Consider the following 23309-nt stretch of genomic DNA (forward strand, 5'->3'; position numbering starts at 1 on the left):
TTGCCGGCCCCGAGGGCCGCGAAGCACAGCATGAACAGGAGCGTCGTGAGCGCCAGGGAGGGGGTCGCGGTCAGCGACAGCAGCGTGGCGATCGCCGCGAGCAGCACCACCGACAGGACCGCGATCCCGCCCATCCGGTCGGCGAAGTAGCCCCCGACGATCCGGATGCCCGAGCCCATGAAGGCCGCCAGCATGGTCAGGCGCCCGGCCTCGACCTTCGTCACCGCGAACTGCTCGTAGAAGAAGGTCGGCAGGAAGTTCGAGAGGCCGATGAAGCCGCCGAAGGTGATGACGTAGATCAGCGAGAACGCCCAGCCGTCCTTGGTGAACAGACAGGAGACGTGCTCCTTGAAGGTCTGGTGCTCGCAGTCCGGCGGCTCCTTGGCGAGCACGATCATGATCGCGAGGGGCAGCAGCATGACGACGCCCGCGAAGGCGTAGGTGGTCTGCCAGCCGTAGGCCTGGGCCAGCGGCGGGGCGAACAGCACGGCCAGCACGGTGCCGGAATTGCCGGCGCCCGCGATGCCCATCGCCAGCCCCTTGTGCTCCGGCGGGAACCAGCCCGAGCCGAGGGACAGCGCGACGCCGAAGGACGCGCCGGCGATGCCGAGCAGGACGCCCATGGCGAGGACGTCGTTGTAGGAGGAGACGAAGAGATAGCCGTAGGCCATCGCCAGCATGATCACGCTCATCTCGGTGATCGCGGCGTTCTTCCGGCCGATATACTGGGCCAGAACGCCGAGCGGGAAGCGCATCAGCGCTCCAGCGAGGATCGGCAGCGAGATCATGAAGCCGGTCTGGGCCGGCGAGAGCTTGAAGGTCTCGGTGATGAACGGCCCCATGGCGCCGTTCAGGACCCAGATGGCGAAACAGAAATCGAAGTAGAGGAATGCCGCGAACAGCGTCGGGGGGTGACCCGACTTCATCACCGTTTTGAAGCTGGCCATAGCTGGTGCTCGTCGTAAGTGGGCGAACCGCCACGCGGTCGCTCATGCCGGGGATCCGGACTCACACCGTCCGCTGTTTGGAGCGCCGTTGCTCCGCCGCCGCAGCAGGCGCGGCTGAGTGGGCAATGCAGCAAGCGTGCCATACCGCACGGGACGCGTGCCGCGCGGTCCGGCCGGCTCCGGCGGTCTCCGGGCCGGACCTCCTCCCGCCGAGTCGCTGCCGCTCGGCGAGGCAGGCGTGCCGAGTAAACGGGCGCCCGCCCGACGCGCTCACGGATCGGTGAGCGACGCCGCCGAAATCATTGCTGCACGAGGGCAACACAGGCGCGGAGAAACGACCCGGAAGACCCTGTAAGTTGCCCTCGATCAACGTCGGCAACTTGGCGGTAAAGCGCGACCTTTGCTAAGCCCCGGGATGAGCTGCGCCGCGACTTCGTGCGGGCCCGCTCGCCTGCGCGTCGCGGCAAGCCCCGGCGACGCCTCCCGAGGAATTCGAACCATGTCCGCCCCGATCCGTCGCCTTCTCCTGGCCGGCTTCACGGTCCTCGCCCTCGCCTCCACCGCGCACGCCCAGGGCCGCGGCCCGGTGGGCGAGGCCGGGATCGACGGGTTCGGCGATGACGGTCAGCTCTACCAGGATCAGAACGGCGCGCTCTACGTCCGTCGCGGCGGCCGCTACCTGCCCTATACCGGCCGCACCGACTTCGTGCGCCCGGCACCGCCGCGCCCCGCCGCGCAGGCCCCGGTCGCGCCGCCGCCGGCCGCCACCCTGGAGACGGACGATCCGACGGTTCCGGCCCGCCCAGGCAGCGTGCCGCCGGCAGAGGGCCTGTCGCCCCTGGAGGCCGCCAAGGCCAAGGCCGTCCTCCGCGCGCCCGACAACGAGCCGATCGACTACGCCAAGATCTACGGCCCGATCACGGACGACGTGTTCCCGGTCCAGGCGTTCAATTACAAGAAGATGAACCCCGCGTTCCTCCGCCAGGAGATCGCCTATCACGGGCCCTACGAGCCGGGGACGATCATCGTGGACCCGCGGGCGCACCAGCTCACCCTGGTCGAGGCGAACGGTCGGGCCCGGCGCTACGGCGTCGGCGTCGGCAAGCAGGGCTTCTCGTGGTCGGGTACCGCGACGGTGAACTCCAAGCAGGCCTGGCCGGACTGGTACCCGCCGAAGGAGATGATCGCCCGCAGCCCGAAGCTCGCCAGCGAGGTCGACAAGCTGCAGAGCGGCCTCGGCGTCGCCGGCGGCCTGCGCAACCCGCTCGGGGCCCGCGCCATGTACCTCTGGCAGGGCAACAAGGACACGCTGTTCCGCATCCACGGGACGCTGGAGCCCTTCTCCATCGGCAAGAGCGTGTCGTCGGGCTGTATCCGGATGATCAATCAGGACGCGATCGACCTGTTCAGCCGCGTCCCCGTCGGCAGCAAGGTGGTAGTGCTGAACTGAAGCCGGGCCGAACCGTCGGACTGAACGCCGCCGGTCGCGGACCGGCGGCCCGCGGGATCAGGTCAGCCCGCGGCGGTGCTCGCCGAGGATCCGCCGCACCGTCCCGGCCTCGGACCGGTAGACCAGGGTCTCGGTCTGGATCCGGTCCGGCCTGAAGCGCACGCCGCGCAGGAGCGCCCCGTCGGTGATGCCCGTGGCGGCCACGATGACGTCACCGCTCGCGAGGTCGGTCAGGTCGTATTTCCGGTCGAGATTCTCGATGCCCATCTCGGCGGCCCGGCGCCGCCGGTCCGGGGTATCCAGGATCAGGCGCCCCTGCATCTGGCCGCCGATGCAGCGCATCGCGGCGGCCGCCAGCACGCCCTCGGGCGCCGCGCCGGTCCCGAGATACAGGTCGATGCCCGTCTCCTCGGGGCTCGCCGTGAAGATGATCCCGGCGATGTCGCCGTCCGAGATCAGGCGCACCGCCGCGCCGGCCGCCCGCACCTCGGCCACGAGGGCCGCGTGGCGCGGCCGGTCGAGGATCAGGGCGGTGATCTGCTTCGGATCGACGCCCTTGGCCCTGGCCAGCGCCAGGATGTTGTCGGTCGGGCTGGCGTCGAGATCGACGAGCCCGGGCGGGTAGCCGGGCCCGATGGCGATCTTCTGCATGTAGACGTCGGGCGCGGCGAGGAGCGAGCCGCGCTCCGCCATGGCCATGACCGCGATGGCGCCGGGCATGTCCTTGGCGCAGAGGGTCGTGCCCTCCAGCGGATCGACCGCGATGTCGACCTCGGGCCCTTCCCCGAGACCGAGCTGCTCGCCGATGAACAGCATCGGCGCCTGATCGCGCTCCCCCTCCCCGATCACCACGGTGCCGCGGATCGGCAGGCCGTTGAGTTCGTCGCGCATCGCGTCGACCGCCGCCTGGTCGGCCGCCTTCTCGTCGCCCTGGCCGCGCAATCGGGCGGCGGCGATGGCGGCACGCTCCGTCACGCGGGCCAGTTCGAGGGCGAGCGTGCGCGGGACGCCGCGCGATGCCGGCTTGGGGGCCTCTTCCATGGTTTCCTGCCTCTGGCCGGGTCCGATCTTGGGGTCGGATCCCGGATGGATACCGTCGGATGACGGCCGCGCAGCGTATACGCCGGTTCGCTAAGGCCCACTATCCTGCATCAAGCGGTGGCGGGTCACGCTACCGTATGCACTGTTATTCACGCTCGATCCGGATCAGCTGCGGCGGCTCCGCCAGCAGCCCGTCGGCGCCGATGGCGTCGAGCGCGTCGCGGATGTTGCCCTCGGTCGCCGCGTAGGTGATCAGCACCAGCGGCACGGGCCGGCCGGAGCGGCCGCGCGGATCGGCCTCCGGCCCCTCGACGCGGCGCTGCAGGATGCTCTCCAGGGAGATGGATCGCTCGGCCATCCGCTGCGCGACGCCGGCCGCGACGCCGGGGCGGTCGTGGACGGTGAGGCGGATGTAGTAGCCGCCCTCGTGACGCTGCATCTCCACGCGCTCGCTGGCGCGCATCGCCGCGGCCGGAACGCCGAAGGTCGGGCGGATCACGCCGCGCGCCACGTCGGCGATGTCGGCCACCACCGCGGAGGCCGTGGCCTCGCCGCCGGCGCCGGGACCGATCAGGGTGAGCTCGCCCACCGCGTCCGCGTCGATCGTCACGGCGTTCGTGACGCCCATGACCTGCGCGATCGCCGAGGATTTCGGCACCATGGTCGGGTGGACCCGCTGCTCGATGCCGGCCTCGGTCGCCTGCGCGACGCCGAGCAGCTTGATCCGGTAGCCGAGCTCGTCCGCCATGCGGAGGTCGAGGGGTTGCACCCGGGAGATGCCCTCCACTGACACGCCGTCCGCGTCGACCGCGGTCCCGAAGGCGAGGCTCGTCAGGATCGCGAGCTTGTGCGCGGTGTCGAACCCCTCGACGTCGAAGGTCGGGTCCGCCTCGGCGTAGCCCAGGGCCTGCGCGTCCTTCAGGCAGGCCTCGAAGGTCAGCCCCTCGCGCTCCATGCGGCTGAGGATGTAATTGCAGGTGCCGTTGAGGATCCCGTAGACGCGGGAGACCGCGTTGCCCGGCAGGCCCTCGCGCAGGGTCTTGATCACCGGGATGCCGCCGGCCACCGCCGCCTCGAAGGCGAGGGCCACGCCCTTCGCCTCGGCCTGCGCGGCCAGGGCGGCGCCGTGGCGGGCCAGCAGCGCCTTGTTGGCGGTCACCACCGGCTTGCCCGCCTCGAGCGCCGCCTCGACCACCGCCTTGGCGGGCCCCTCGGCGCCGCCGATCAGCTCGACCACGCAGTCGACGGCTTCCGACCGGGCGAGCGCCACCGGGTCGTCGAACCACGCGATGCCGGACAGGTCGAGGCCGCGGTCCCGGCCGCGGTCGCGCGAGGAGACCGCGGTGACGCGGATATCGAGGCCCGCCGCAGCGAAGGCGGCGCGGCGGCGCTCGACCATCCGGACCACGGACGCACCGACGGTCCCGAGTCCGGCGATCCCGAGGCGAAAGCTCACTGTCATGACCCCTTCCGTGCCCGGGCGACCGTGTTGGGCCGGGCGCCCGATGCGGCGCACTTCTGCAAGAATTCCGCCCCGCCCGCAAGGAATTGGCCCGGGACCGCGGGGCGTGTCACCCGGCGGTCTCCCGGTGGCGGATCGCCGTCGCCACGAGGGCGTACAGGACGACGGCGTTCAGCACGTGCCAGAGCGGGTGCGTGCCGGTCGGCAGCAGCGCGCAGGCCGCCCGGTCGCCGGTCCGCGCCGCCAGCGAGATCAGGAAGAGCAGGCCGATGCCGGCGAGCCGCCGCCCGGTCCCGACGAAGCGCTCCTCCGGCCGCCGCGCGGCCGCCCAGGCGACGCCGAACAGCGCCAGCAGGGCGGGCAGGTAGTCGACCGAGCCGTTGGTGAGCCGCGCGACGTCGAGGCCGGTCAGGCCGTCGAGAAGAGGCGTGAGCGCGAAGCCGAGGAGGGCGAACCCCCCGGTCGCCGCCGCGACCCGGACCGGTGCCAGCCGCAGGAACCGGGACAGCGCCAGCGCGAGATAGGCGTAGATGAACAGCGCGATCGGCACGACGTCGGCGAGCATCGCCCAGTAGACCGCCAGCGTGTGGAACAGGAACGAGCCGACGCCCACCACGGCGATCAGGGCCGCCAGCCCGAGGCAGGTCCGGTCCGGCGGATCGGCCGCGGCGGCGCGCCGCGCGGCCGCGGCGGCGGCCAGCAGGAAGGCCGCGTTCGACAGCGCGTTGGCGGGCTCGGCCCAGAAGTCCGGCCCGCCCCGCTCGCAGTAGGCCGACACCGGCTCGAACCAGTTCATCCGCCGACCCTACTTCCCCGTCCTTGCGCCGGGATGGCCTTGTCAGCGCGACGCGAAGCGCGGATGACGGCCGGGCGGCGACCGGAAGCGAGGCGATGCGGATCACCACCTGGAACGTCAACTCGATCAAGCAGCGGCTCCCGCACCTGCTCGGCTTCCTGGAGGAGGCGCGGCCCGACGTGGTCTGCCTGCAGGAGCTTAAGTGCCAGGACGAGGCCTTCCCGCGGGCCGACATCGAGGCGGCGGGCTACGCGGTCGAGACGCTGGGGCAGAAGGCCTATAACGGCGTGGCCCTGCTGGTCCGCGCGCCCCTCGCCATGTCGGAGATCCGGCGAGGGCTCCCGGGCGACGCGGACGACGCGCAGGCCCGCTACATCGAGGCGCTGATCACGGGCGCGGACACGCGCCCGGTGCGCGTGGCGTCGATCTACCTGCCGAACGGCAACCCGGTGGACAGCCCGAAATACCCGTACAAGCTCGCCTTCATGGAGCGGCTGCGGCTCCACGCCCGGGCGCTGCTGGACGACGAGATCGCGGTGGTGCTGGCGGGCGACTACAACGTCATCCCGGAGGCGGCCGACGCGGCCGATCCGGAGGCGTGGCGCTCCGACGCCCTGTTCCTCGGGACGACCCGGGCGGCGTTCCGGGCGATCCTCGCCGAGGGCTACACCGACGCCCTGCGCGCCTGCGATCCGCGCGACGGGCTCTACACCTTCTGGGATTATCAGGCCGGGTGCTGGCAGCGGAACGCCGGCATCCGCATCGACCACCTGCTGCTCTCGCCCCAGGCCGGCGACCGCCTGGTCTCGGCCTCGGTCCAGAAGCACATGCGCGGGCTCGACAAGCCGTCGGACCACGTGCCGGTCACGGCGGAGCTGGCGGCCGGGTAGAGCCGCGATCGGGGGGAACGACGATGATCATCTACGGCAGCAGCGTGTCGCCCTACGTGCGCAAGGTGCTCGTGGCGCTCTACGAGAAGGACGTCGCGTTCGAGCATCGCCCGGTCGGCTTCCACGCGCCGGATCCGGACTTCCGGGCCGCGAGCCCGATGGGGAAGATCCCCGCGATGGAGGAGGCCGGGTATCGCCTCGCCGATTCGAGCGCGATCCTCGACTATCTCGAGCGGCAGCATCCGGCGCCCGCGCTGATCCCCGAGGATGCGCGGGACGCCGCCCGCGCCCGCTGGTTCGACAAGTTCGGCGAGTGCGAGCTGACCCGCCAGGTGCTGGTGCCGTTCGTCGAGCGCTTCCTCAAGCCCCGCCTGTTCAAGGTCGAGGGCGACGAGGTCCTGGCGCAGCGGACCGTCGACACGGCGCTGCCGCCGCTGTTCGACTACCTCGAATCGCAGATCGGCGGGCCCTACCTCGTCGGCGGCCGGTTCGGCATCGCCGACATCGCCGTGGCGGCGCCGTTCCACAACCTGCGGCTGGCCAAGGTCGCGGTCGACGGCGCCCGCTGGCCGAAGCTCGCCGACTGGGTCGCGGCGACGCTCGAGCGGCCGTCCTTCACCGCGGCGATCGCCGCGGCGAAGAGCTGAGGGCGGCTCAGCGCCGCTTGCGGATCGAGCCCACGGTCTGGAGCTGCGTCTGCGCCTCGGCGCGGTCGTCCTCGCTGGCGGCCGCCCAGTTCTTCTCGTAGAGCGCGACGATCCAGTCGTCCTTGCGGCTCTCGGCGCCTTCCCGGGCGAGGGAGAGCCACATCAGGCCCCGCACCCGCTGGATCGGGATGCCGCCCAGGCCGTTGACCAGCATGTCGCCGAGCAGCGCCTGCGCCGGATGGTGGCCCTTCTCGGCGGCGAGGTTGAACCAGCGCGCGGCCTGCCGCGGGTCGGCCTCGACGCCGGTGCCGTCGAGGTAGAGCCGGGCGAGATTGTACTGCGCGTTGGGGTCCCCGTAGTAGGACGCCGCGTAGTTGAACATGTCGTAGGCGCGCTCGGGATTGGGGCGCACGTAGGTGCCCTTGATTCCCTCCAGGAAGTAGGTGCCCAGCGCCGTGAAGGCGCTGCCCAGGACCGCCGAGTTCTGCGGATCGGGCCCGTCGTCGGTGCTGGCATCGGCGATCCGCGAGAAGAACTCGAACGCCTTCAGGTCGTCGTGCGGGACGCCGTCGCCGTCGGCATACATCCGGCCGAGCTTCCACAGCGCCAGGGCGTGGCCCTGGCCGGCCGCGTACTCGAGGGCGCGGGCGGCACCCTGCTTGTCGCCGGCATTGTACTCCCGCATGCCGGCCCGGAGCGCGTCCTTGGCCGAGCGGTAGCTCTTGTCGGCGACCGGGACCTGCACGGGCGTGCGGACATTGGCGTCGAGGGCGCGCGACGGCGCGACCGGCAGCGCGAGCAGGGCGAGCGCCCAGGCCGCGACCGCGAGCCCGCCGACGCACCGGAACCGACCGGGATCGGCCCCGGCCGGCGCCCGGCGCCGGCTGAGGTCAGTCCTAGACGTCCGCATAGCTCTGCGTCTCCTTGGCACCTCCCGGATGGGTGACGGCGCCGTACAGGGCCGGTCCGACGCCCTGCGCGTATTTCCAGAGGTAGCCGGAGGTCGCGGTGTTGGGCCGCGCGGTCCAGGCCTTGCGCCGCTCGGCCAGTTCCGCGTCGGACAGGGCGACGCTGAGCGTGCCCTGGATCGCGTCGAGGGTGATCACGTCGCCGTCGCGGAGCAGCCCGATCGGGCCGCCCACGGCGGCTTCGGGGCCGACATGGCCGACGCAGAAGCCCCGGGTCGCGCCCGAGAAGCGCCCGTCGGTGATCAGCGCGACCTTGTCGCCCATGCCCTGGCCGTAGAGGGCCGCGGTGGTCGACAGCATCTCACGCATGCCGGGGCCGCCCCGCGGACCCTCGTAGCGGATCACGAGGACGTCGCCTTCCTCGTAGCTGCGCGCCTGCACGGCCGCGAAGCAGGCCTCCTCGCCGTCGAACACGCGGGCCGGGCCGGTGAAGACCTGCTTCTCGGCCGGGATGCCGGCGACCTTCACGATCGCGCCCTCGGGGGCGAGGTTGCCCTTGAGGCCGACGACGCCGCCGGTCGGGGTGATCGGGCGGTTGGCCGGGTAGACCACGTCCTGGTCCGGGTTCCAGGTCACCCGGTCCATGTTCTCCGCGATGGTGCGGCCGGTAACCGTCATGCAGTCGCCGTGCATGAAGCCGTGGTCGAGGAGCGTCTTCATCAGCAGCGGGATGCCGCCGACCTCAAACATGTCCTTGGCGACGTAGCGCCCGCCGGGCTTCAGGTCGGCGATGTAGGGCGTGCGCCGGAAGATCTCGGCCACGTCGAACAGCGTGAACTCGATGCCGCACTCGTGCGCGATCGCCGGCAGGTGCAGCGCCGCGTTGGTCGAGCCGCCCGAGGCCGCCACCACCGTGGCGGCGTTCTCCAGGGCCTTGCGGGTGACGATGTCGCGCGGGCGGATGCGCTTCTCCAGAAGCTCCATCACCTTCTCGCCGGCAGTCGCGCAGAACTTGTCGCGGATCTCGTAGGGGGCCGGGGCGCCGGCCGAGTACGGCAGCGCCAGGCCGATCGCCTCGGAGACCGTCGCCATGGTGTTGGCGGTGAACTGCGCGCCGCAGGCGCCGGCCGACGGGCAGGCGACCTGCTCCAGTTCGTCGAGATCCTCGAGGCTCATGTCGCCGACGGCCACCTTGCCGACCGCCTCGAACAGGTCCTGAACGGTCACGGGCTTGCCACGGAACGAGCCCGGCAGGATCGAGCCGCCGTAGATGAAGATCGAGGGCACGTTCAGGCGGACCATCGCCATCATCATGCCGGGCAGCGACTTGTCGCAGCCCGCCAGACCCACGAGGGCGTCGTAGGCGTGGCCGCGCATGGTCAGCTCGACCGAGTCGGCGATGACCTCCCGCGACGGCAGCGACGCGCGCATGCCGCCGTGGCCCATGGCGATGCCGTCGGTGACCGTGATCGTGCAGAACTCGCGCGGCGTCCCATTGGCGGCGGCGACGCCCTTCTTCACCGCCTGCGCCTGGCGCATCAGCGAGATGTTGCAGGGCGCGGCCTCGTTCCAGCACGAGGCGACACCCACCAGCGGCTGGTGGATCTGCTCGCGGGTCAGGCCCATGGCGTAGAGGTAGGAGCGGTGCGGGGCGCGGTCGGGCCCCTCCGTGACGTGGCGGCTCGGCAGCTTCGACTTGTCGTTCAAACGCGTCACCATGACTTCAGACCAAGCCTTCGCAGCCGATCCCGAGGGTGCGTTGAACCGCGGCGCGTCGCCGTTCGCGAAGCGCCGGGAAATCCGTCCGCGTACTCGGGAAGTCCTCGTTTCCGAACGGTAAATCGTTGTCGAGATTGCCGTTTACCGCGGATGTTGAGGTGGGCCCGGACTATGGCGGGATCGCGGCGTTTACGGGCAGGTCTCGGGGCGGAGCGGGGATCGTTTTACGGTGTTGCGACCCCGCCACAGCCACGCTTGCGGCGAATTCGCCGGCGGCGACAAGATGAAGGACAATGGCCGAGCGCGAATGGGGCGCTCCGACGATGCGCAACTTGTCTTCAGGCAGGCCGAGGATCTCCCGGGCGCGATCCCCAGGAAACGCGGCAATACGGCGCCCGGAAAGTCGCGGCATCACTATCCGTCCGCGGGGATGGCGCCGACAATACGCCGGCGCACGCGTCGAGCGACCTGCCGCGATCCAGGCGCGACGAGGCCGGCGCCCGCCGTTGCTTGAGGCTCGCGAGGCCGCCGGGCCCGCGGAGCGGCGGGATCCGCGCCCGTTCGTGAGGTGCGGCCGGCCTGACCGAGCGGCGCCGGCGCCGCTCTCCGCCGCCGATCTGACGGCTCCCGCTGGCCCGCACGCGGCATGCGGCGACCGGCACGGTCAACCCGTCCGTCGCCGCGCGTCCGGGATCACAGGATCACACGACGCCGTGATCGCTGCCGGACCTGCGCTCAGGCCGCTCCGGCGTGGGGCGCGGGGATCTCGGTCGAGATGGCGTCCACCGTGCGCGGCATCGGGCTGCCCTGCCCATCCGTCCGCTGGATCCGCACCTGCTGATTGACCGGCTGCATGTTGCCGAAGGGTGTCGAGAAGGCGATCTCCGCGGCGTCGCGCCCGACGCCGATCCGCACCAGCCCGTCGAGGTCGGCCTGTCGGGTGGCGTCGAACAGCCACCAGCGCCCGTCGAGATAGGCCTCGAACACGGCGTGAAAGTCGCTCGGGACGAGGCCATGGGCGTAGCAGCTCACGAACCGGGCCGGGATACCGAGCGCCCGGCAGAAGGCGGCGCCGATATGCGCGAAGTCGCGGCAGACGCCGGCGCGCTTGAGCAGGGACTCGTCCGCGGTCGTCTCGCCGTCGCTGGTGCCGGGCTGGTAGGCGATGTGGTCGTGGATCCAGTTGCAGATCTGGTTCACGCGCGCGTGGCCCTTGGGCAGAGCGCCGAATTCGGCCAGCGCGAAGGGCGTCAGCCGGTCCGAGGAGACGAACCGGCTCGGTAGCAGGAACGGCAGGATGTCGAGGGGCAGTTGTCCGATGGGCGTCTCGTTGATGGTCGCCGGGTCGGCCCGATGCACCGTGAGGTCGACCTCGGCGTTGTACTCCAGCGCGAACTGACCGGTCGGGACGTTGACCGCCAGATAGCGGTTCTGGAGATCGGGCGTCGTGTAGAGATCGCGCTTGAGGTTCGGCGTCAGGACCAGGCTCTCGCTCAGGATCTCGACGCTCTTCAGCTTCGCCACCTCGAGATTGAAGATGAAGGTGGTATCCGAGAGGATGTTGTAGGACAGGCTGCAACCGAGGGTGTAGCGCATCGGATCTCCTTGCCGGATGACGGCCCGTCCGTCGTCCAAGCAAGGGGCGCGCCCGATCGTCGGTTCCGGCTCGATGGCCGTTCGATCGGGGCGATGCGGGCAAGACACAGGTGCCGCGTCGGGCGGGCGGCGCCGCCGTCAGCGCGAGCGCAGCGAAGCGACCCAGGCAGCGCGACATCGCCGGCCGTGGCGCATTTCTGGATTGCTTCGCTCCGCTCGCGAGGACGGCCGCGGCGACGGAGCCGGTCTCAGCCGCGCTCGGCGGCATCCCTCGGGAGCAGCAGCACCGTCAGCGAGCGGACGCCCTGCGCGCCGTGGATCAGGACCCCCTCGATGTCGGCGGTCGCCGACGGGCCGGTATGCAGCACCGCGTAGGCCGAGCGGCCGAATTCCGGCCGGCGGTAGGCCGCCTGCACGTTCGGCACGATGTCGGCCGGATCGAGCAGCACGACGAGGTGCTGCGCGAGGTAGCCGACCGCGTTGACGATCAACTGATCCTGGGTGAACAGCACCGAGCCGGTCTCGGCGATGCCGAACACCGCCCGGACCACCGCCACGTCGACGTCCTCGACCTCCTGGGGCGCGCGCACGCCCCGCAGATCGCGGTTTCCGGTCAGCTCGGGGACCGCGGAGGCGACGACCTTGGCGGCGTCGAGGCGCTCGCGCACGCCCGCGAACACGTCGCCGGCACCGGGCTCGGCCACGCGTCCGCCCATGCGCTTCAGCCGCTCGCCGAACTCCGCCACGAGGTCGTCGCCGACGAGCGGTGTGAACAGCGGCACCTCCGGCAGCGGGAAGTCGCCGGCCGGCCGGTTCCTGCGGATGCCGTCGAGGATCGCGTCGCGGGCGCTCATCGACCGGTGTCCTTCATGCGGTTCTGCTTGTACCAGGCGTGGAAGGTCTGGCGCGGCGCGTCGGGCATCTCGCGCTTCTTCCCCCAGGTGTTGAGCGGGTTGTAGACCGCGAAGCGCGGCAGGACCTTCAGCGCGGAATCCGCCGCGCCGATCGCCGCCCGATAGGCGGCCGGGCGCGAGAGCACGGCGCCCGCGGCCTTCATCACGCCCTGCTTGAGCGCCGGGATCTGGTGCTCCTCGACCAGCACCTTCCGCCACGCGAAGATCTGTTCGTGGATGTTGATCTTCACCGGGCAGACGTTGGTGCAGGAGCCGTTCATCGTCGAGGAGAACGGCAGCGTCGAGTATTTCCGCTTGTTGAAGGTCGGATCGATGATCAGCCCGATCGGCCCCGAATAGGTCGCCCCGTAGGAGAGCCCGCCGGACCGCCTGTAGACCGGGCAGGTGTTCATGCAGGCGCCGCAGCGGATGCATTTCAAGGAGGTCCAGAACTCCTCCATGCCGAGGCGCTCGGATCGGCCGTTGTCGACCAGCACCATGTGCATCTCGGTACCCGCGCGGGGCGCGCGGAAGTGCGAGGTGTACTGGGTGATCGGCGAGCCCAGTGCCGAGCGCGACAGCAGGCGGATGAATACGCCGAGGTGCTCGACCTTCGGGATGATCTTCTCGATGCCGATGGAGTGGATCTGCAGCGGCGGCACGTTGCCGGAGAGGTCGGCATTGCCCTCGTTGGTGCAGGTCACGACCGTGCCCGTCTCGGCGATCGCGAAATTGCATCCCGTCATGCCGGCATCGGCCTTGAGGATGTAGGGCCGCGTGGTCTCGCGCTGGCTCTCGGCGAGGTAGTGCGCGTCGTCGTTGTCCGGATCGGTGCCGAGCGTCTTGGCGAAGACCTCGGCCACGTCCATCCGCGTCTTGTGGACGGCCGGCGCCACGACGTGGCTCGGCTCCTCGTTGTCGAGCTGCTGGATCCGCTCGCCGAGATCCGTCTCGATGACCTCGATGCCGTTGGCCGCCATGTGGTGGCGGAAGCCGCACTCCTCGGTGAGCATCGACTTCGACTTCACCAGCGTCCTGGCGCCGTGGCTCCGCAGGATCTCCAGCACGATCCGATTGTGATCGGCGCCGTCCTTCGCCCAGTGCACGTGGACGCCGTTGGCCTTCGCGGCCGCCTCGAACTGCTCGAGATACCGGTCGAGATGGCTCAGCGTGTGGGTCTTGATCTGCGAGGCGAGCTCGCGCAGCTCCTCCCATTCCGGGATCCCGTGCGCGGAGGCGTCGCGCTTCTTGCGCAGGTCCCACAGGCGCTCGTCGTGGGCCGCCTGGTGCAGCGGCGCCGCGAGGAAACGCTCGGCGGCCTCGGACTGGTTGATCGGGCGATCGCCCCGGATCTTCGCGCCGCGCGGCTGCGGCTCCCGGGTCTGCGGCGCGCGGATCGGCTTCGAGGCGGCCTCCGCGTGCTGGAGACGCCGGCCGTCCGGCGCCCGCTCGCTCTCGTCGTGGCCGGCCCGCACCTCCGGGTGGATGACGCCTTCGCGCTCGCGCGGGTTGAGGTCCTCGACGCTCATGCGGCGGCTCCGTTCAGCACCTGCGCGATGTGGATGTACTTGAGCGGCAATCCCAGACGCTCGGCGCAGCCCTTCTGGTGCATCAGGCAGGAGGAATCGGCCGACACGACGTAGTCCGCCCCGGCCCGGTTCTGATCCGCGACCTTGTCGTAGCCCATCTTGGCCGAGACGGCCGGCTCGAACACCGAGAAGGTGCCGCCGAAGCCGCAGCACTCGTCCGGCCGGGCGAGATCGACGAGCTCGACGCCCTTCACGAGGCGCAGCAGGTCGAGGGGCTTCGAGAAGTAGGGCTTCACCAGCTCGGTCGGCCGCGCGTGATGGATGCCGCGCAGGGCGTTGCAGTTGGTGTGATAGGCGACCTTGTGCGGGAAGTTCGCCCAGGGCAGGTCCTCGACCTTCAGCACGTCGTGCAGGAACTCCACGAGCTCGTAGGTGCTGGCGCGGACGTGGCGGACCTCGTCGGTCTGGGGGATCGCCGTCAGGTGCTCCCGTACCTGGTGGACGCAGGAGCCCGACGGGGCGACGACGTAGTCGAAGCCGGAGAAGTTCTTGACGAACAGCGCCTCGGTCGCGGCGGCCTCGGCGTGGCAGCCGGTATTGGTCATCGGCTGCCCGCAGCAGGTCTGGTCGAACGGATACTCGACCGTGCAGCCCAGGCGCTCGAGGAGCTCGAGGGTGGCGATCCCGACCTCGGGCTCGAAGGCGTCGACGTAGCACGGCACGAACAGGCCGACCCGCATGGTCTGGCAACTCCCTGACTAACCCGGCCCGGTGGCCTGGAACGGTTCAAGACTGGCCCAGGGTCTACCGGATGGGGCGATCCTTGGCGAGATCGCTCACTGCGGCACCGTGCCCGCTGTAACCGGTCGCCGCTGCCTCCCCGCGCCCGGCCTCGGCCCGCGCGCGATCGCCCGCGCGAAGCCGGGGAGTTTTCCCGGGGAGCGATGCCGCGCGCTTGATTTCCGACGCCCCAGAGTCGAAGGACGTCTGGAAGCGTTCCGAAGAGATCATCACCATGGAAGAACTGCTCGCCCGCGTCACCACCCGCACCGGGCTCGACGCCGCGACCGCTCAGACCGCCATCGGGCACATCCTGGCCTTCCTGCAGAAGGAAGGTCCTGCCGCCGAGGTCGGCCAGCTGCTGGCGGCCCTGCCGGGTTCAGAGGCGCTGATCGCCGAGTCGAACGCCGGCGAGAGCGGCGGCGGCGGCCTGATGGGCATGCTCGGCGGCATGATGGGCGGCGGCGGCGTCATGGCGCTCGGCCAGAAGCTGATGGCCGCCGGCGTGCCGATGGGTCAGATGCAGCCCCTCGGCCAGGAGCTGTTCGCCTTCGGCCGCGAGAAGGTCGGCGAGGACGCGATGGGCCCGATCATCGGCTCCATCCCCGGGCTGAACCAGTTCGTCTGACCGCGGATCGGTGTGCGCGGCCGCACTGCATTCGGGTGACGCCTGGACGAAGAGTAAAAAAGAGGTTTCGAGGCGAAAGCTTGACGGAACCTGTCCACGCGATCCCCGTTATTGGGGATGTGGCCCGGATCGACGCCTTTGGCAGTGTCCGGTACCGCACTCAAGCAGGCCGGCCATGCCCGTCTACGAAGCCAAGAACCTGGACAGCGAGTTCGAAGGGCAGTCCCTGCTCGCTGCCATTCTGCACCCGACCCGCGCGGCTCAGACCCGGGCCCTGAGGCACGGTCGCAGGCGGGCGGAGCGCGCGGCGGCCCTGGCCGACCCGATGACGATCGAGCCGCGCTTCCCGATCGCGCCCGGCGAGCTGGCGCCGACCGGGTTCACGGGCCGCTGAGACGCTCGGCCGTCGCGCCGACGCCTACCAGGCCTGCGCGGTGACGAGGCCCTGCCGGGTCACCACCACCCATTCCCGTCCGTGGCGCTCGACGCCCTCGACGCGGCCGACGCCGGGGATGACGTCGCCGGGGGCGACCTCGACGAGGCGGCGCCGACGGTTCTCCAGGATCGCGGTGCCCTCGTAGACGTCGCGGAGGGCCCAGCCCTCGATCACCGGCGGCTTGTCGGACGCGGCCGGCTTCGGCTTGGGCTCGCTCACCTTGGCGTCCGCGACCTTGACCTCGGGCTTCGCCTCGACGGCGCGGGCGGGCTCCCCGATGCTCCCGGTCTGGGTCGGCTCCGTCTTCGCGGCGGCCGGCGTCGCGGCGGCGCGGCGGTCGAGCTGCGCGGCGAGGCCGCTGAGGCGGGTGTTGTGGTCGCGCTCGACCTGCTCGAGCCGCTCGCCGAGGGCCGAGATTTTGCCGTTCAGGCTCTTGTCGACCTGCGCCAGGCGCTCGCCGAGGGCGGTGCTCCGGCTCGCCGCCTCCTTCCGCGCGACGTCAGTCGAGGCGCGCAGGTCGGCGAGCACGGTGTGGAGCTGCGCGATGTCGGCGGCGAGGCGCACGGTCTCGGTGCGGCCGGCATCGAGCGTCGTCTCCAGGGCCGCGAGCGCGTCGGGCCGGACGGAGGCCGGGCGGGAGAGCGCCATCACGCCCCCGCCCAGGAGGACACCGATCGCCAGGGTCGCGCCCGGGACCGCGAACCGTTTCGGATCGAGGCGCGACAGCGACGCCATCGTGAATCTCGCGGCGGCGGGCGAGGCCGCGGTCTCGTTCGCGGCTGCCGCGGCCTCGGTCTTGCCGGTCACCGCGGCCCTGAGCAGTTCGGCCGGAGAGACCCCCGGGGACCCGGCCTGCTTGGCTTCGATCTTCGTCATCGCCCCGAACTCCGCACGCGGCCTCGCGCTGCAAGCGTTCGTTAAGGACGTTTGTTTACGAAACCCTTACCGCGGTCTGACGGCTCAGGCCGCCAGCCCGCGCTTCTTCAGCAGCGGCTCGATGCTCGGCATCCGCCCGCGGAAGGCCGTGTAGGCCTCGCGCGGATCGCGCAGGTTGCCGGCCCCGTACACGAAGGTACGCAGCCGCTTCGCCGTCTCCGGATCGAAGATGTCGCCGGCCTCGCGGAACGCGTCGAAGGCGTCCGCGTCCAGCACTTCCGACCAGAGGTAGCTGTAGTATCCGGCGGCGTAGCCGTCCCCCGAGAAGATGTGGGCGAAGTGCGGCGTGCGGTGCCGCATGCTGATCTCGGCCGGCATGCTAATCCGCCGCAGGGCCTCGGCCTCGAAGGCGGGCACGTCGAGACCGCCCTCGCCCTCCGCCGAGAGGTGCAGCGTCATGTCGACGATCGCCGAGGCGGTGTACTCCACCGTGGCGAAGCCCTGATTGAAGGTCCGCGCGGCGAGCAGCTTCCTGAGCAGGGCGTCGGGCATGGGCTCGCCCGTGCGATGGTGGCGCGCGTGGGCGCGCAGGACCTCCGGTTGCTCGAGCCAGTGCTCGTAGAGCTGCGAGGGCAGCTCGACGAAGTCGCGCGACACCGCCGTCCCGGACAGGAGCGGGTAGGTCACGTCCGAGAGCAGCCCGTGCAGGGCGTGGCCGAACTCGTGGAACAGGGTGCGGGCGTCATCGAAGGACAGCAGCGTCGCCTCGCCGTCGGGCGCCTTGGCGAAGTTCATGACGTTGACGATGATCGGCGTGATCGGCCCGTTGAGGCGCTCCTGCGAGCGGAAGGCGCTCATCCAGGCGCCGGACCGCTTCGAGGCGCGGGCGAAATAGTCCCCCAGGAACAGGCCGACCTCGGACCCGTCGGGATTGCCGACCCGCCAGACCCGGACATCGGGATGGTAGCGCGGCACGTCGGAGAGTTCCGTGAAGGTCAGGCCGAACAGCCGGGCGGCCGTGTCGAACGCCGCCTGGATCATCCGCTCGAGGGGCAGGTACGCCTTGATCTCGCTCTCGTCGAGGTCGTGCTCGGCGCGCCGCACCTTCTCGGCGTAGTGCCGCCAATCGTGCGCCTGCAGGGCGAAGTTGTGGCCCTCTGCCTGGATCGTGGCCTGGAGGCGATCGCGCTCCTCCGCCGCCCGCGCGCGGGCCGGCGTCCACACGTCCCGCAGCAGCCCGGTCGCCGCGTCCGGGCTCGCCGCCATCGTGTCGTCGAGGGCGAAATGCGCGAAGCTCTCGAAGCCGAGGAGCCGCGCGCGCTCGGCGCGCAGCCGGATGATCTCCGCGATGATCGCGCGGTTATCGGTCGCGCCGCCGTTCTCGCCGCGCCGGGTCCAGGCCGCGTAGGCGCGCTCGCGCAGGTCGCGCCGCGTCGAGCAGACCAGGAACGGCTCGATCAGCGAGCGGGACAGGGTGACGACGTGCCCGTCCAGGCCGCGCTCCCTCGCGGCGCTCTCGGTCGCGGCCCGCAGGAACGGCGGCAGGCCGGCCAGGTCCTCCTCGCCCTGCAGCGGCAGGATGAAGCTGCTCTCGTCGGCCAGGAGGTTCTGACTGAACGTCGTCCCGAGCTCCGACATGCGCGCCGCGATCTCGGCGATGCGGGCCTTGTCCACGGGCCCGAGATCCGCCCCCGACCGGCGGAAGCGGATCCGGTACCGGTCGAGGACCCGCCGCTCCTCCGCACCGAGCCCCCCGGCGTCGATCGCCGAGATCCGGGCCCAGAGCTCGGGGTTGAGGTAGATGGCGCTCCCGTGCCGGGCGAGTTTGGGCCCGATCTCCCGCTCGATGGCTTGCAACTCCGGGTTGGTGTGGCTGCCGGTCAGATTGTAGAACACGCCGGCGACGCGCTCGAGGGCGAGGCCGGCCCGCTCCATCGCCGCGACGGTGTTGGCGAAGGTGGCCGGCGCGGTCTGGCCGGCGATGGCGCGGATCTCGGAATCGTGCGCGGCGAGCGCGGCCTCGAACGCGGGTCCGTAGTGCTCCGGCCGGATCCGCTCGAACGGCGGCAGGCCGTGCGGGGTGCTCCACCGCGCTTCGCGGAAGGGATTGTCCTGCGGCAGGCTCGGGAGCCCGGCATCAGCTGCGTCCGACATGCAGTCCTCAAATCTACGTCCACGCGACAGCGCGTTCGTCTGCGCCGCCGGTGCGCCGACATGGGGTGTGCCGGCGCGATCCGGAAGACAGTGGTCCGATCGGCGCGGCCGTCAACCGGGTCCGGGCGATCCGAATGACGTCTCGCTCGTTGTAGAGGCCAATGCCCACGCTTCGAGGCCCCATGCCGGGACGCAGCCTATCGACCCTCCGACCCGCGCTGGTTCTCGCGGGCGGTGCCCTCGCCGCGGGGCTCGCCTTCCCGGTATCGCCGGTCCGCGCCATCGAGGCGCCGGCGGCCACGGTGCCGACGCCCCCGCCCCTGCCGCCGGAGCGTCCCGAGGCGCTGAAGCCGCCCGTCGCCGATCCGGCGCCGCCGACGCCGCCCGCGCGGCCGCCGGAGCTGAAACCGGCCGTGGCTGAGCCGAGCAAGGAACCGGTCCGGGAGCCGTCGAGGGAGACCGGCCGCGAGAAGCCCTCGGACGCCGCTCAGGAAACCGGGAAGGACGCCGGGAAGGACGCCGGCAAGGACGCCGCCAGAGAGGCCGCCAAGCCGGAGATCCCGTCACCGCCGCCGGCACCGCCCGAGCGGCCGCCGGAGCTGTCGGGCGCGGCCGCCCTGGCCCTCAAGGTGACGCCGCCGGACGACAGCGCCTGCCGGACGCGCCTCAAGCGCCTCGGCGTCGACTTCGAGCCGCTGCCGCCGATCTCAGAAGGCCAGTGCACCGCGCCGCTGCCGCTCAAGGTGACGAAGTTCGCCGACGGCGTGGCCCTGCCGCAGGGCGCCACGCTGACTTGCCGGACCGCCGAGGCGCTGGCGCGCTGGGTCACCGAGGTTCAGGTCGAGGCCGAGCGGACGCTGAAGCATCCGGTGACCGCGCTCGAGCTCGGCGGCTCCTATGTCTGCCGCGGGCAGAACCACGACGTCGACGCCAAGCTCAGCGAGCACGCCTTCGCCAACGCCGCCGACATCATGGGCTTCGCCTTCGCGGGACGCGCGAATATCCCCGTGAAGGCGATGCCGGACGGTTCCGAAGAGGCACAGTTCCTCGGCGCGGTGCGCGCCAAGGCGTGCGGCTTCTTCCGCACCGTCCTCGGCCCGGGATCGAACGCCGCCCACGCCAATCATTTCCATCTCGACGAGCGCGAGCGCAACGCCGGTCACCGCTTGTGCCAGTAGAGCCGCGTGGAACGTTCCCGCAGATCCGGCATTTCTCGGCTCGGGAGCGCCTCCGCTCCCCGGAATGACGACGACGATGATCCCGAAACCTTGGCTGTCGGTCAGCGCGGCACTGCTGGCGAGTTGTCTGGCCGCGCACGGCGCGACGGCGCGGACCGGGAAAGGCCAGAAGGCCGAGACGGCCGAGCCGCCGGCGCTGACCGCCGAGGCGGTGAACGCCGCGACCCTGTCACAGACGGGCGCCGGGAAGACCGAGGGCGCGAAGCCGGACGCGAAGAAGCGTCGGGCCAAGTCGTCCGATGAGAAGGCCGATCCGCTGATCGTCAAAGCCCAGGTGCTGCTCGATCGCGCGCATTTCTATCCCGGCGCGATCGACGGTCGGAAAGGCGACAACTACCGGCACGCCCTCTCGGCCTTCGCGGTGGCTCAGGGATTGCCCGCCAGCGAGGATCTGACGCCCGAGATCTGGGACAAGCTCCAGGCGACCAGCGATAAGCCCGCGGTCACGGACTACACGCTCACCGAGAGCGACGCCGCGGGCCCCTATGTCGAGCGGATCCCGCCCAAGATGGAGGAGCAGGCCGAGCTCAAGACGCTGGGCTACACCAACCCCCGCGAGATGCTGGCCGAGCGGTTCCACATGAGCCGCGACCTCGTCAGCGCGCTTAATCCCGGCAAGTCCCTCGACAAGGCCGGCACCACCATCGCGGTGGCGGCGGTCGAGCCGATGGGGACGGACAAGCCGAAGGCCAAGGATCTGCCGCAGGAGCCGAAGGTCGAGCGCATCGAGGTGGACAAGACGAGCCGCGACGTTCGCGCGTTCGGCGCCGACGGCAAGCTCCTGGCCTACTATCCCGCGTCGATCGGCAGTTCCGAGAAGCCGGCACCGAGCGGCGAGACCAAGGTGAAGGGCGTCGCGTTCGACCCCGATTACACCTACAACCCGAAATACGCTTTCAAGGGCGTGAAAGCGCAGCACAAGTTCACCATCCAGTCGGGGCCCAACAATCCGGTCGGCCTGGTCTGGATCGATCTGGCGATTCCGAGCTACGGGATCCACGGGACGCCTGAGCCCGAGAAGGTCGGGAAGACCGAGTCTCACGGCTGCATCCGCCTGACGAACTGGAATGCCCGCGACCTCGCCGCGCATGTGACACGAGGTGCCAAGGTCAGCTTCAAGGACGACTGAGGTGATGCGCGGCGCGGCCCCGGGCCGCCCTCGCGGCGCCGTCAGCACAAAAATGTATCATCGGTTAACATACCGCCCGGTCTGGGTGTCGGAACGGGCCAGGAACGCTTGACACATTGCGCATTACGGGCGACGCCTCAGGTTGTCTCGCGGGCTGACCCTCGGGCCGCGTTCACCCTTCCGGACGCTGCTCACGCGGTGCGCAAGGCCTGACCAACCGCATGGCAAGATCCCCGGCGACGGGGGCATTCGAAGGGAAGACGGCCCGGCGTGATTGCTGACCCCAACGACGACGTCCTCAACGGCGTCCGTGTTCTCGTCGTCGAGGACGAGGCCGCGATCTCGATGCTGCTGGAGGACATGCTCCTCGATTTCGGCTGTGCCGTGGTCGGGCCGGCCGCGCGTCTCTCCTCGGCGCTCGAGATGGCGTCGCAGGAGGCGTTCGAGGTCGCCATTCTCGACGTGAACGTGGCGGGCGAGCCGATCTACCCGGTGGCCGAGGCCATCGCCAAGCGCGATCTGCCGCTGGTCTTCTCGACCGGCTACGGCGGCGCCGGCATCCGCGAGCCGTTCCGCGACAGGCCCGTGGTCCAGAAGCCGTTCAGCCAGGCCGACCTGAAGCGCACCCTGATCGGGGCGATCCGCGCGGCCCGCGACTGAGAGCGGGGCGTTCGCGCAGGCAGGCTGAGGTCCCCGCGTCAGAGCCCCTCGATCGTGAAGACCCGCTCGACATGGGCGGGCCAGGCCCGATGCCCGACGAACACGGCGTCGGCCCGGAACGTCGCTCCGGCGCACCAGGCATTGCGACCGATCCAGGCCCGGACCGCGCGGGAGAATCGCCGCCGCTTGGCGCCGTCGATCGCCTCCCGGGCATCGTCGCGCTTCGCCCGCGCCTTCACCTCCACGAAGACGACGGTGTTCCAGCGCCGGACGACGAGATCGATCTCGCCGCCCGCGACGCTGACGCGCCGCCCGATCGGCCAGTAGCCTTTCAGCATCAGCGCGGCGAGCGCCAACCACTCGGCCCGGTGGCCGAGCCGATAGGCGGCGCGGCGCCGGCCGGCCCCGTCCGGCAGAGCCCCGGTCATCCCGGGTCCCGCGCCAGCGCCAGCGCGCGCGCGTAGACGAGGCGCCGCGGCTGCCCGGTCTCGTCGGACACGAGGCTGGCGGCATCCTTGATCGAGTGCCGCTCCAGGGCCGCCAGGATCAGGGCGTCGAGGGCGGCGTCCGTGTCCGCGGTCCGCTCCGGCGCCGTCGCCGCACCGATGATCACCACGATCTCCCCCTTCGGCGGTCCTTCCTGGGCGAAGCGCGCGCTCAGGCTGCCCAGCGTATCGCGCCGGATGGTTTCGTAGAGCTTGGTCAGCTCGCGGGTCACGGCGGCGGGCCGCTCCGAACCGAGCACCGCGGCGGCGTCCGCCAGCATGTCGGGCAGGCGATGCGGCGACTCGAACAGGACCAGCGTGCCGGGAACCTGGAGCAGCGCCTCGAGGCGGTTGCGCCGCGCTCCGGCCTTCTGCGGCAGGAAGCCCTCGAAGAAGAAGCGATCCGTCGGCAGGCCCGCCGCGACCAGCGCCGTCATCACCGCGGATGGCCCCGGGACGGGCGTGATGGCGATCCCGGCCTCGATGGCGGCCTGGACCAGCTTGTAGCCGGGATCCGAGACGAGCGGGGTCCCGGCATCCGAGACCAGCGCCAGGGCCTCGCCGGCGCGCAGCCGCGCCACCATCCGCTCGCGCACCGCGTCGTTGGAATGCTCGTGATAGGCCAGGAGCGGCGTCGTGATCCCGTAATGCGCCAGCAGGTTCCGGGTGACGCGGGTGTCCTCGGCCAGGACCGCGTCGGCCGCCGCCAGGGTGGCCAGCGCCCGGATGGTGATGTCGCGCAGGTTCCCGATCGGGGTCGCCACGATGTGCAGGCCCGGGGACAGGGGCTCTGTCTCGCTCGCGAGCCCGAAGGCCGTGAAGGTCGTGCTGCGCGGCCGGTCGGGGGCGAGCTTCTGTAACGGAGCTCGGGTCGAGGCGGCGGGCCCCGGGTCGTCGAATCTGCGGGTCATCGCCGGCGATCTTGCCACACCCGCCGCCTCTCGTCGCGGCGGGGCCGCGCGACCGGGGGCAAGTCCGGGCCGCCGCGTTTACATTTGGGATCGTGCCGGTCAGGCTGCGGAGCCTGCCCGAAGGAGTACGCGCC

Annotated in this window: 22 protein-coding genes; 8 read left to right on the forward strand and 14 right to left on the reverse strand. The window is 71.0% G+C overall.

Going from position 1 to position 23309, the window contains the following annotated elements; genetic code table 11:
- Window positions 1–947 (reverse strand): MFS transporter (locus ME121_RS28865; RefSeq protein WP_059410030.1); only part of this gene is annotated, 947 nt, incomplete at its 3' end.
- A gap of 499 nt (window positions 948–1446) precedes the next feature.
- On the opposite strand from ME121_RS28865, the gene ME121_RS28870 reads away from it, so the two are divergent.
- The gene (locus ME121_RS28870; RefSeq protein ID WP_059410031.1) at window positions 1447–2397 is read left to right on the forward strand and encodes a L,D-transpeptidase; all 951 of its coding nucleotides are present in this window, start codon (window positions 1447–1449) and stop codon (window positions 2395–2397) included.
- Between the two features lie 57 nt (window positions 2398–2454).
- Here the strand turns inward: ME121_RS28870 and glpX are convergent, their stop codons facing one another.
- The 3 genes from glpX to ME121_RS28885 all read right to left on the reverse strand — a co-directional run bounded on the left by glpX (window position 2455) and on the right by ME121_RS28885 (window position 5696).
- Window positions 2455–3438: a class II fructose-bisphosphatase gene (gene glpX, locus ME121_RS28875; protein WP_012319871.1), complete on the reverse strand. Its 984-nt coding sequence runs from the start codon at window positions 3436–3438 to the stop codon at window positions 2455–2457.
- A 145-nt stretch (window positions 3439–3583) separates the two neighbouring features.
- Window positions 3584–4900, reverse strand: coding sequence for a homoserine dehydrogenase (locus ME121_RS28880; protein WP_012319872.1), 1317 nt, complete (start codon window positions 4898–4900; stop codon window positions 3584–3586).
- Between the two features lie 109 nt (window positions 4901–5009).
- Window positions 5010–5696, reverse strand: a complete 687-nt coding sequence (locus ME121_RS28885) for a ceramidase domain-containing protein (protein WP_059410032.1) — start codon at window positions 5694–5696, stop codon at window positions 5010–5012.
- Window positions 5697–5791: 95 nt separating this feature from the next.
- On the opposite strand from ME121_RS28885, the gene xth reads away from it, so the two are divergent.
- A complete protein-coding gene (gene xth / locus ME121_RS28890) occupies window positions 5792–6586 on the forward strand; it encodes an exodeoxyribonuclease III (protein ID WP_059410033.1) in 795 nt (264 codons plus the stop codon).
- A 23-nt stretch (window positions 6587–6609) separates the two neighbouring features.
- Window positions 6610–7233, forward strand: coding sequence for a glutathione S-transferase family protein (locus ME121_RS28895; RefSeq protein ID WP_059410034.1), 624 nt, complete (start codon window positions 6610–6612; stop codon window positions 7231–7233).
- A 7-nt stretch (window positions 7234–7240) separates the two neighbouring features.
- On the opposite strand, the gene ME121_RS28900 is transcribed toward ME121_RS28895, so the two are convergent.
- From ME121_RS28900 to ME121_RS28925, 6 genes are all read right to left on the reverse strand, one after another.
- On the reverse strand, window positions 7241–8143 hold the full coding sequence (locus ME121_RS28900; RefSeq protein WP_024829629.1) for a tetratricopeptide repeat protein: 903 nt from the start codon (window positions 8141–8143) through the stop codon (window positions 7241–7243).
- The gene (gene ilvD, locus ME121_RS28905) at window positions 8130–9860 is read right to left on the reverse strand and encodes a dihydroxy-acid dehydratase (protein WP_058606849.1); all 1731 of its coding nucleotides are present in this window, start codon (window positions 9858–9860) and stop codon (window positions 8130–8132) included. Before ilvD ends, ME121_RS28900 begins: the two co-directional genes overlap by 14 nt.
- Window positions 9861–10595: 735 nt before the next feature.
- Window positions 10596–11456, reverse strand: coding sequence for a transglutaminase-like domain-containing protein (locus tag ME121_RS28910; RefSeq protein WP_012319878.1), 861 nt, complete (start codon window positions 11454–11456; stop codon window positions 10596–10598).
- Window positions 11457–11704: 248 nt separating this feature from the next.
- Window positions 11705–12310, reverse strand: a complete 606-nt coding sequence (locus ME121_RS28915; protein ID WP_024829628.1) for a LutC/YkgG family protein — start codon at window positions 12308–12310, stop codon at window positions 11705–11707.
- On the reverse strand, window positions 12307–13878 hold the full coding sequence (locus ME121_RS28920; RefSeq protein ID WP_059410035.1) for a lactate utilization protein B: 1572 nt from the start codon (window positions 13876–13878) through the stop codon (window positions 12307–12309). The genes ME121_RS28915 and ME121_RS28920 overlap by 4 nt, the downstream gene beginning before the upstream one ends.
- Entirely contained in the window at window positions 13875–14618 is a 744-nt protein-coding gene (locus ME121_RS28925) for a (Fe-S)-binding protein (protein ID WP_012319881.1), read from the reverse strand. The genes ME121_RS28920 and ME121_RS28925 overlap by 4 nt, the downstream gene beginning before the upstream one ends.
- A 275-nt stretch (window positions 14619–14893) precedes the next feature.
- On the opposite strand from ME121_RS28925, the gene ME121_RS28935 reads away from it, so the two are divergent.
- Both ME121_RS28935 and ME121_RS28940 read left to right on the forward strand, forming a co-directional pair.
- Complete coding sequence (locus ME121_RS28935; protein ID WP_012319882.1) at window positions 14894–15286, forward strand: DUF2267 domain-containing protein; 393 nt, start codon at window positions 14894–14896, stop codon at window positions 15284–15286.
- A gap of 175 nt (window positions 15287–15461) precedes the next feature.
- Window positions 15462–15680 (forward strand): hypothetical protein, encoded by a 219-nt coding sequence (locus tag ME121_RS28940; protein WP_059410037.1) that lies wholly within the window; start codon window positions 15462–15464, stop codon window positions 15678–15680.
- 24 nt (window positions 15681–15704) lie between these two features.
- Here ME121_RS28940 and ME121_RS28945 read toward each other — a convergent pair whose 3' ends face one another.
- Both ME121_RS28945 and ME121_RS28950 read right to left on the reverse strand, forming a co-directional pair.
- Window positions 15705–16598 (reverse strand): hypothetical protein, encoded by an 894-nt coding sequence (locus ME121_RS28945; protein ID WP_059410038.1) that lies wholly within the window; start codon window positions 16596–16598, stop codon window positions 15705–15707.
- 84 nt (window positions 16599–16682) lie between these two features.
- Window positions 16683–18752: a M3 family metallopeptidase gene (locus ME121_RS28950; protein WP_059410039.1), complete on the reverse strand. Its 2070-nt coding sequence runs from the start codon at window positions 18750–18752 to the stop codon at window positions 16683–16685.
- Between the two features lie 182 nt (window positions 18753–18934).
- Here ME121_RS28950 and ME121_RS28955 point away from each other — a divergent pair, with 182 nt between their 5' ends.
- The 3 genes from ME121_RS28955 to ME121_RS28965 all read left to right on the forward strand — a co-directional run bounded on the left by ME121_RS28955 (window position 18935) and on the right by ME121_RS28965 (window position 21779).
- Window positions 18935–19930 (forward strand): extensin family protein, encoded by a 996-nt coding sequence (locus ME121_RS28955; RefSeq protein ID WP_058606853.1) that lies wholly within the window; start codon window positions 18935–18937, stop codon window positions 19928–19930.
- A 76-nt stretch (window positions 19931–20006) separates the two neighbouring features.
- Window positions 20007–21119 carry a L,D-transpeptidase family protein gene (locus ME121_RS28960; RefSeq protein ID WP_059410041.1) on the forward strand — a complete coding sequence of 371 codons (1113 nt, stop codon included), beginning with the start codon at window positions 20007–20009 and terminating at the stop codon, window positions 21117–21119.
- A gap of 270 nt (window positions 21120–21389) precedes the next feature.
- Window positions 21390–21779, forward strand: a complete 390-nt coding sequence (locus tag ME121_RS28965; RefSeq protein WP_012319888.1) for a response regulator — start codon at window positions 21390–21392, stop codon at window positions 21777–21779.
- 38 nt (window positions 21780–21817) lie between these two features.
- Here ME121_RS28965 and ME121_RS28970 read toward each other — a convergent pair whose 3' ends face one another.
- Both ME121_RS28970 and rsmI read right to left on the reverse strand, forming a co-directional pair.
- Window positions 21818–22207: a YraN family protein gene (locus tag ME121_RS28970; protein WP_024829622.1), complete on the reverse strand. Its 390-nt coding sequence runs from the start codon at window positions 22205–22207 to the stop codon at window positions 21818–21820.
- Entirely contained in the window at window positions 22204–23175 is a 972-nt protein-coding gene (gene rsmI / locus ME121_RS28975; protein WP_059410040.1) for a 16S rRNA (cytidine(1402)-2'-O)-methyltransferase, read from the reverse strand. Before rsmI ends, ME121_RS28970 begins: the two co-directional genes overlap by 4 nt.
- Window positions 23176–23309 lie beyond the last annotated feature (134 nt).

It is taken from the genome of Methylobacterium sp. ME121, assembly GCF_000974725.1.
GTDB classification, from domain to species: domain Bacteria; phylum Pseudomonadota; class Alphaproteobacteria; order Rhizobiales; family Beijerinckiaceae; genus Methylobacterium; species Methylobacterium radiotolerans.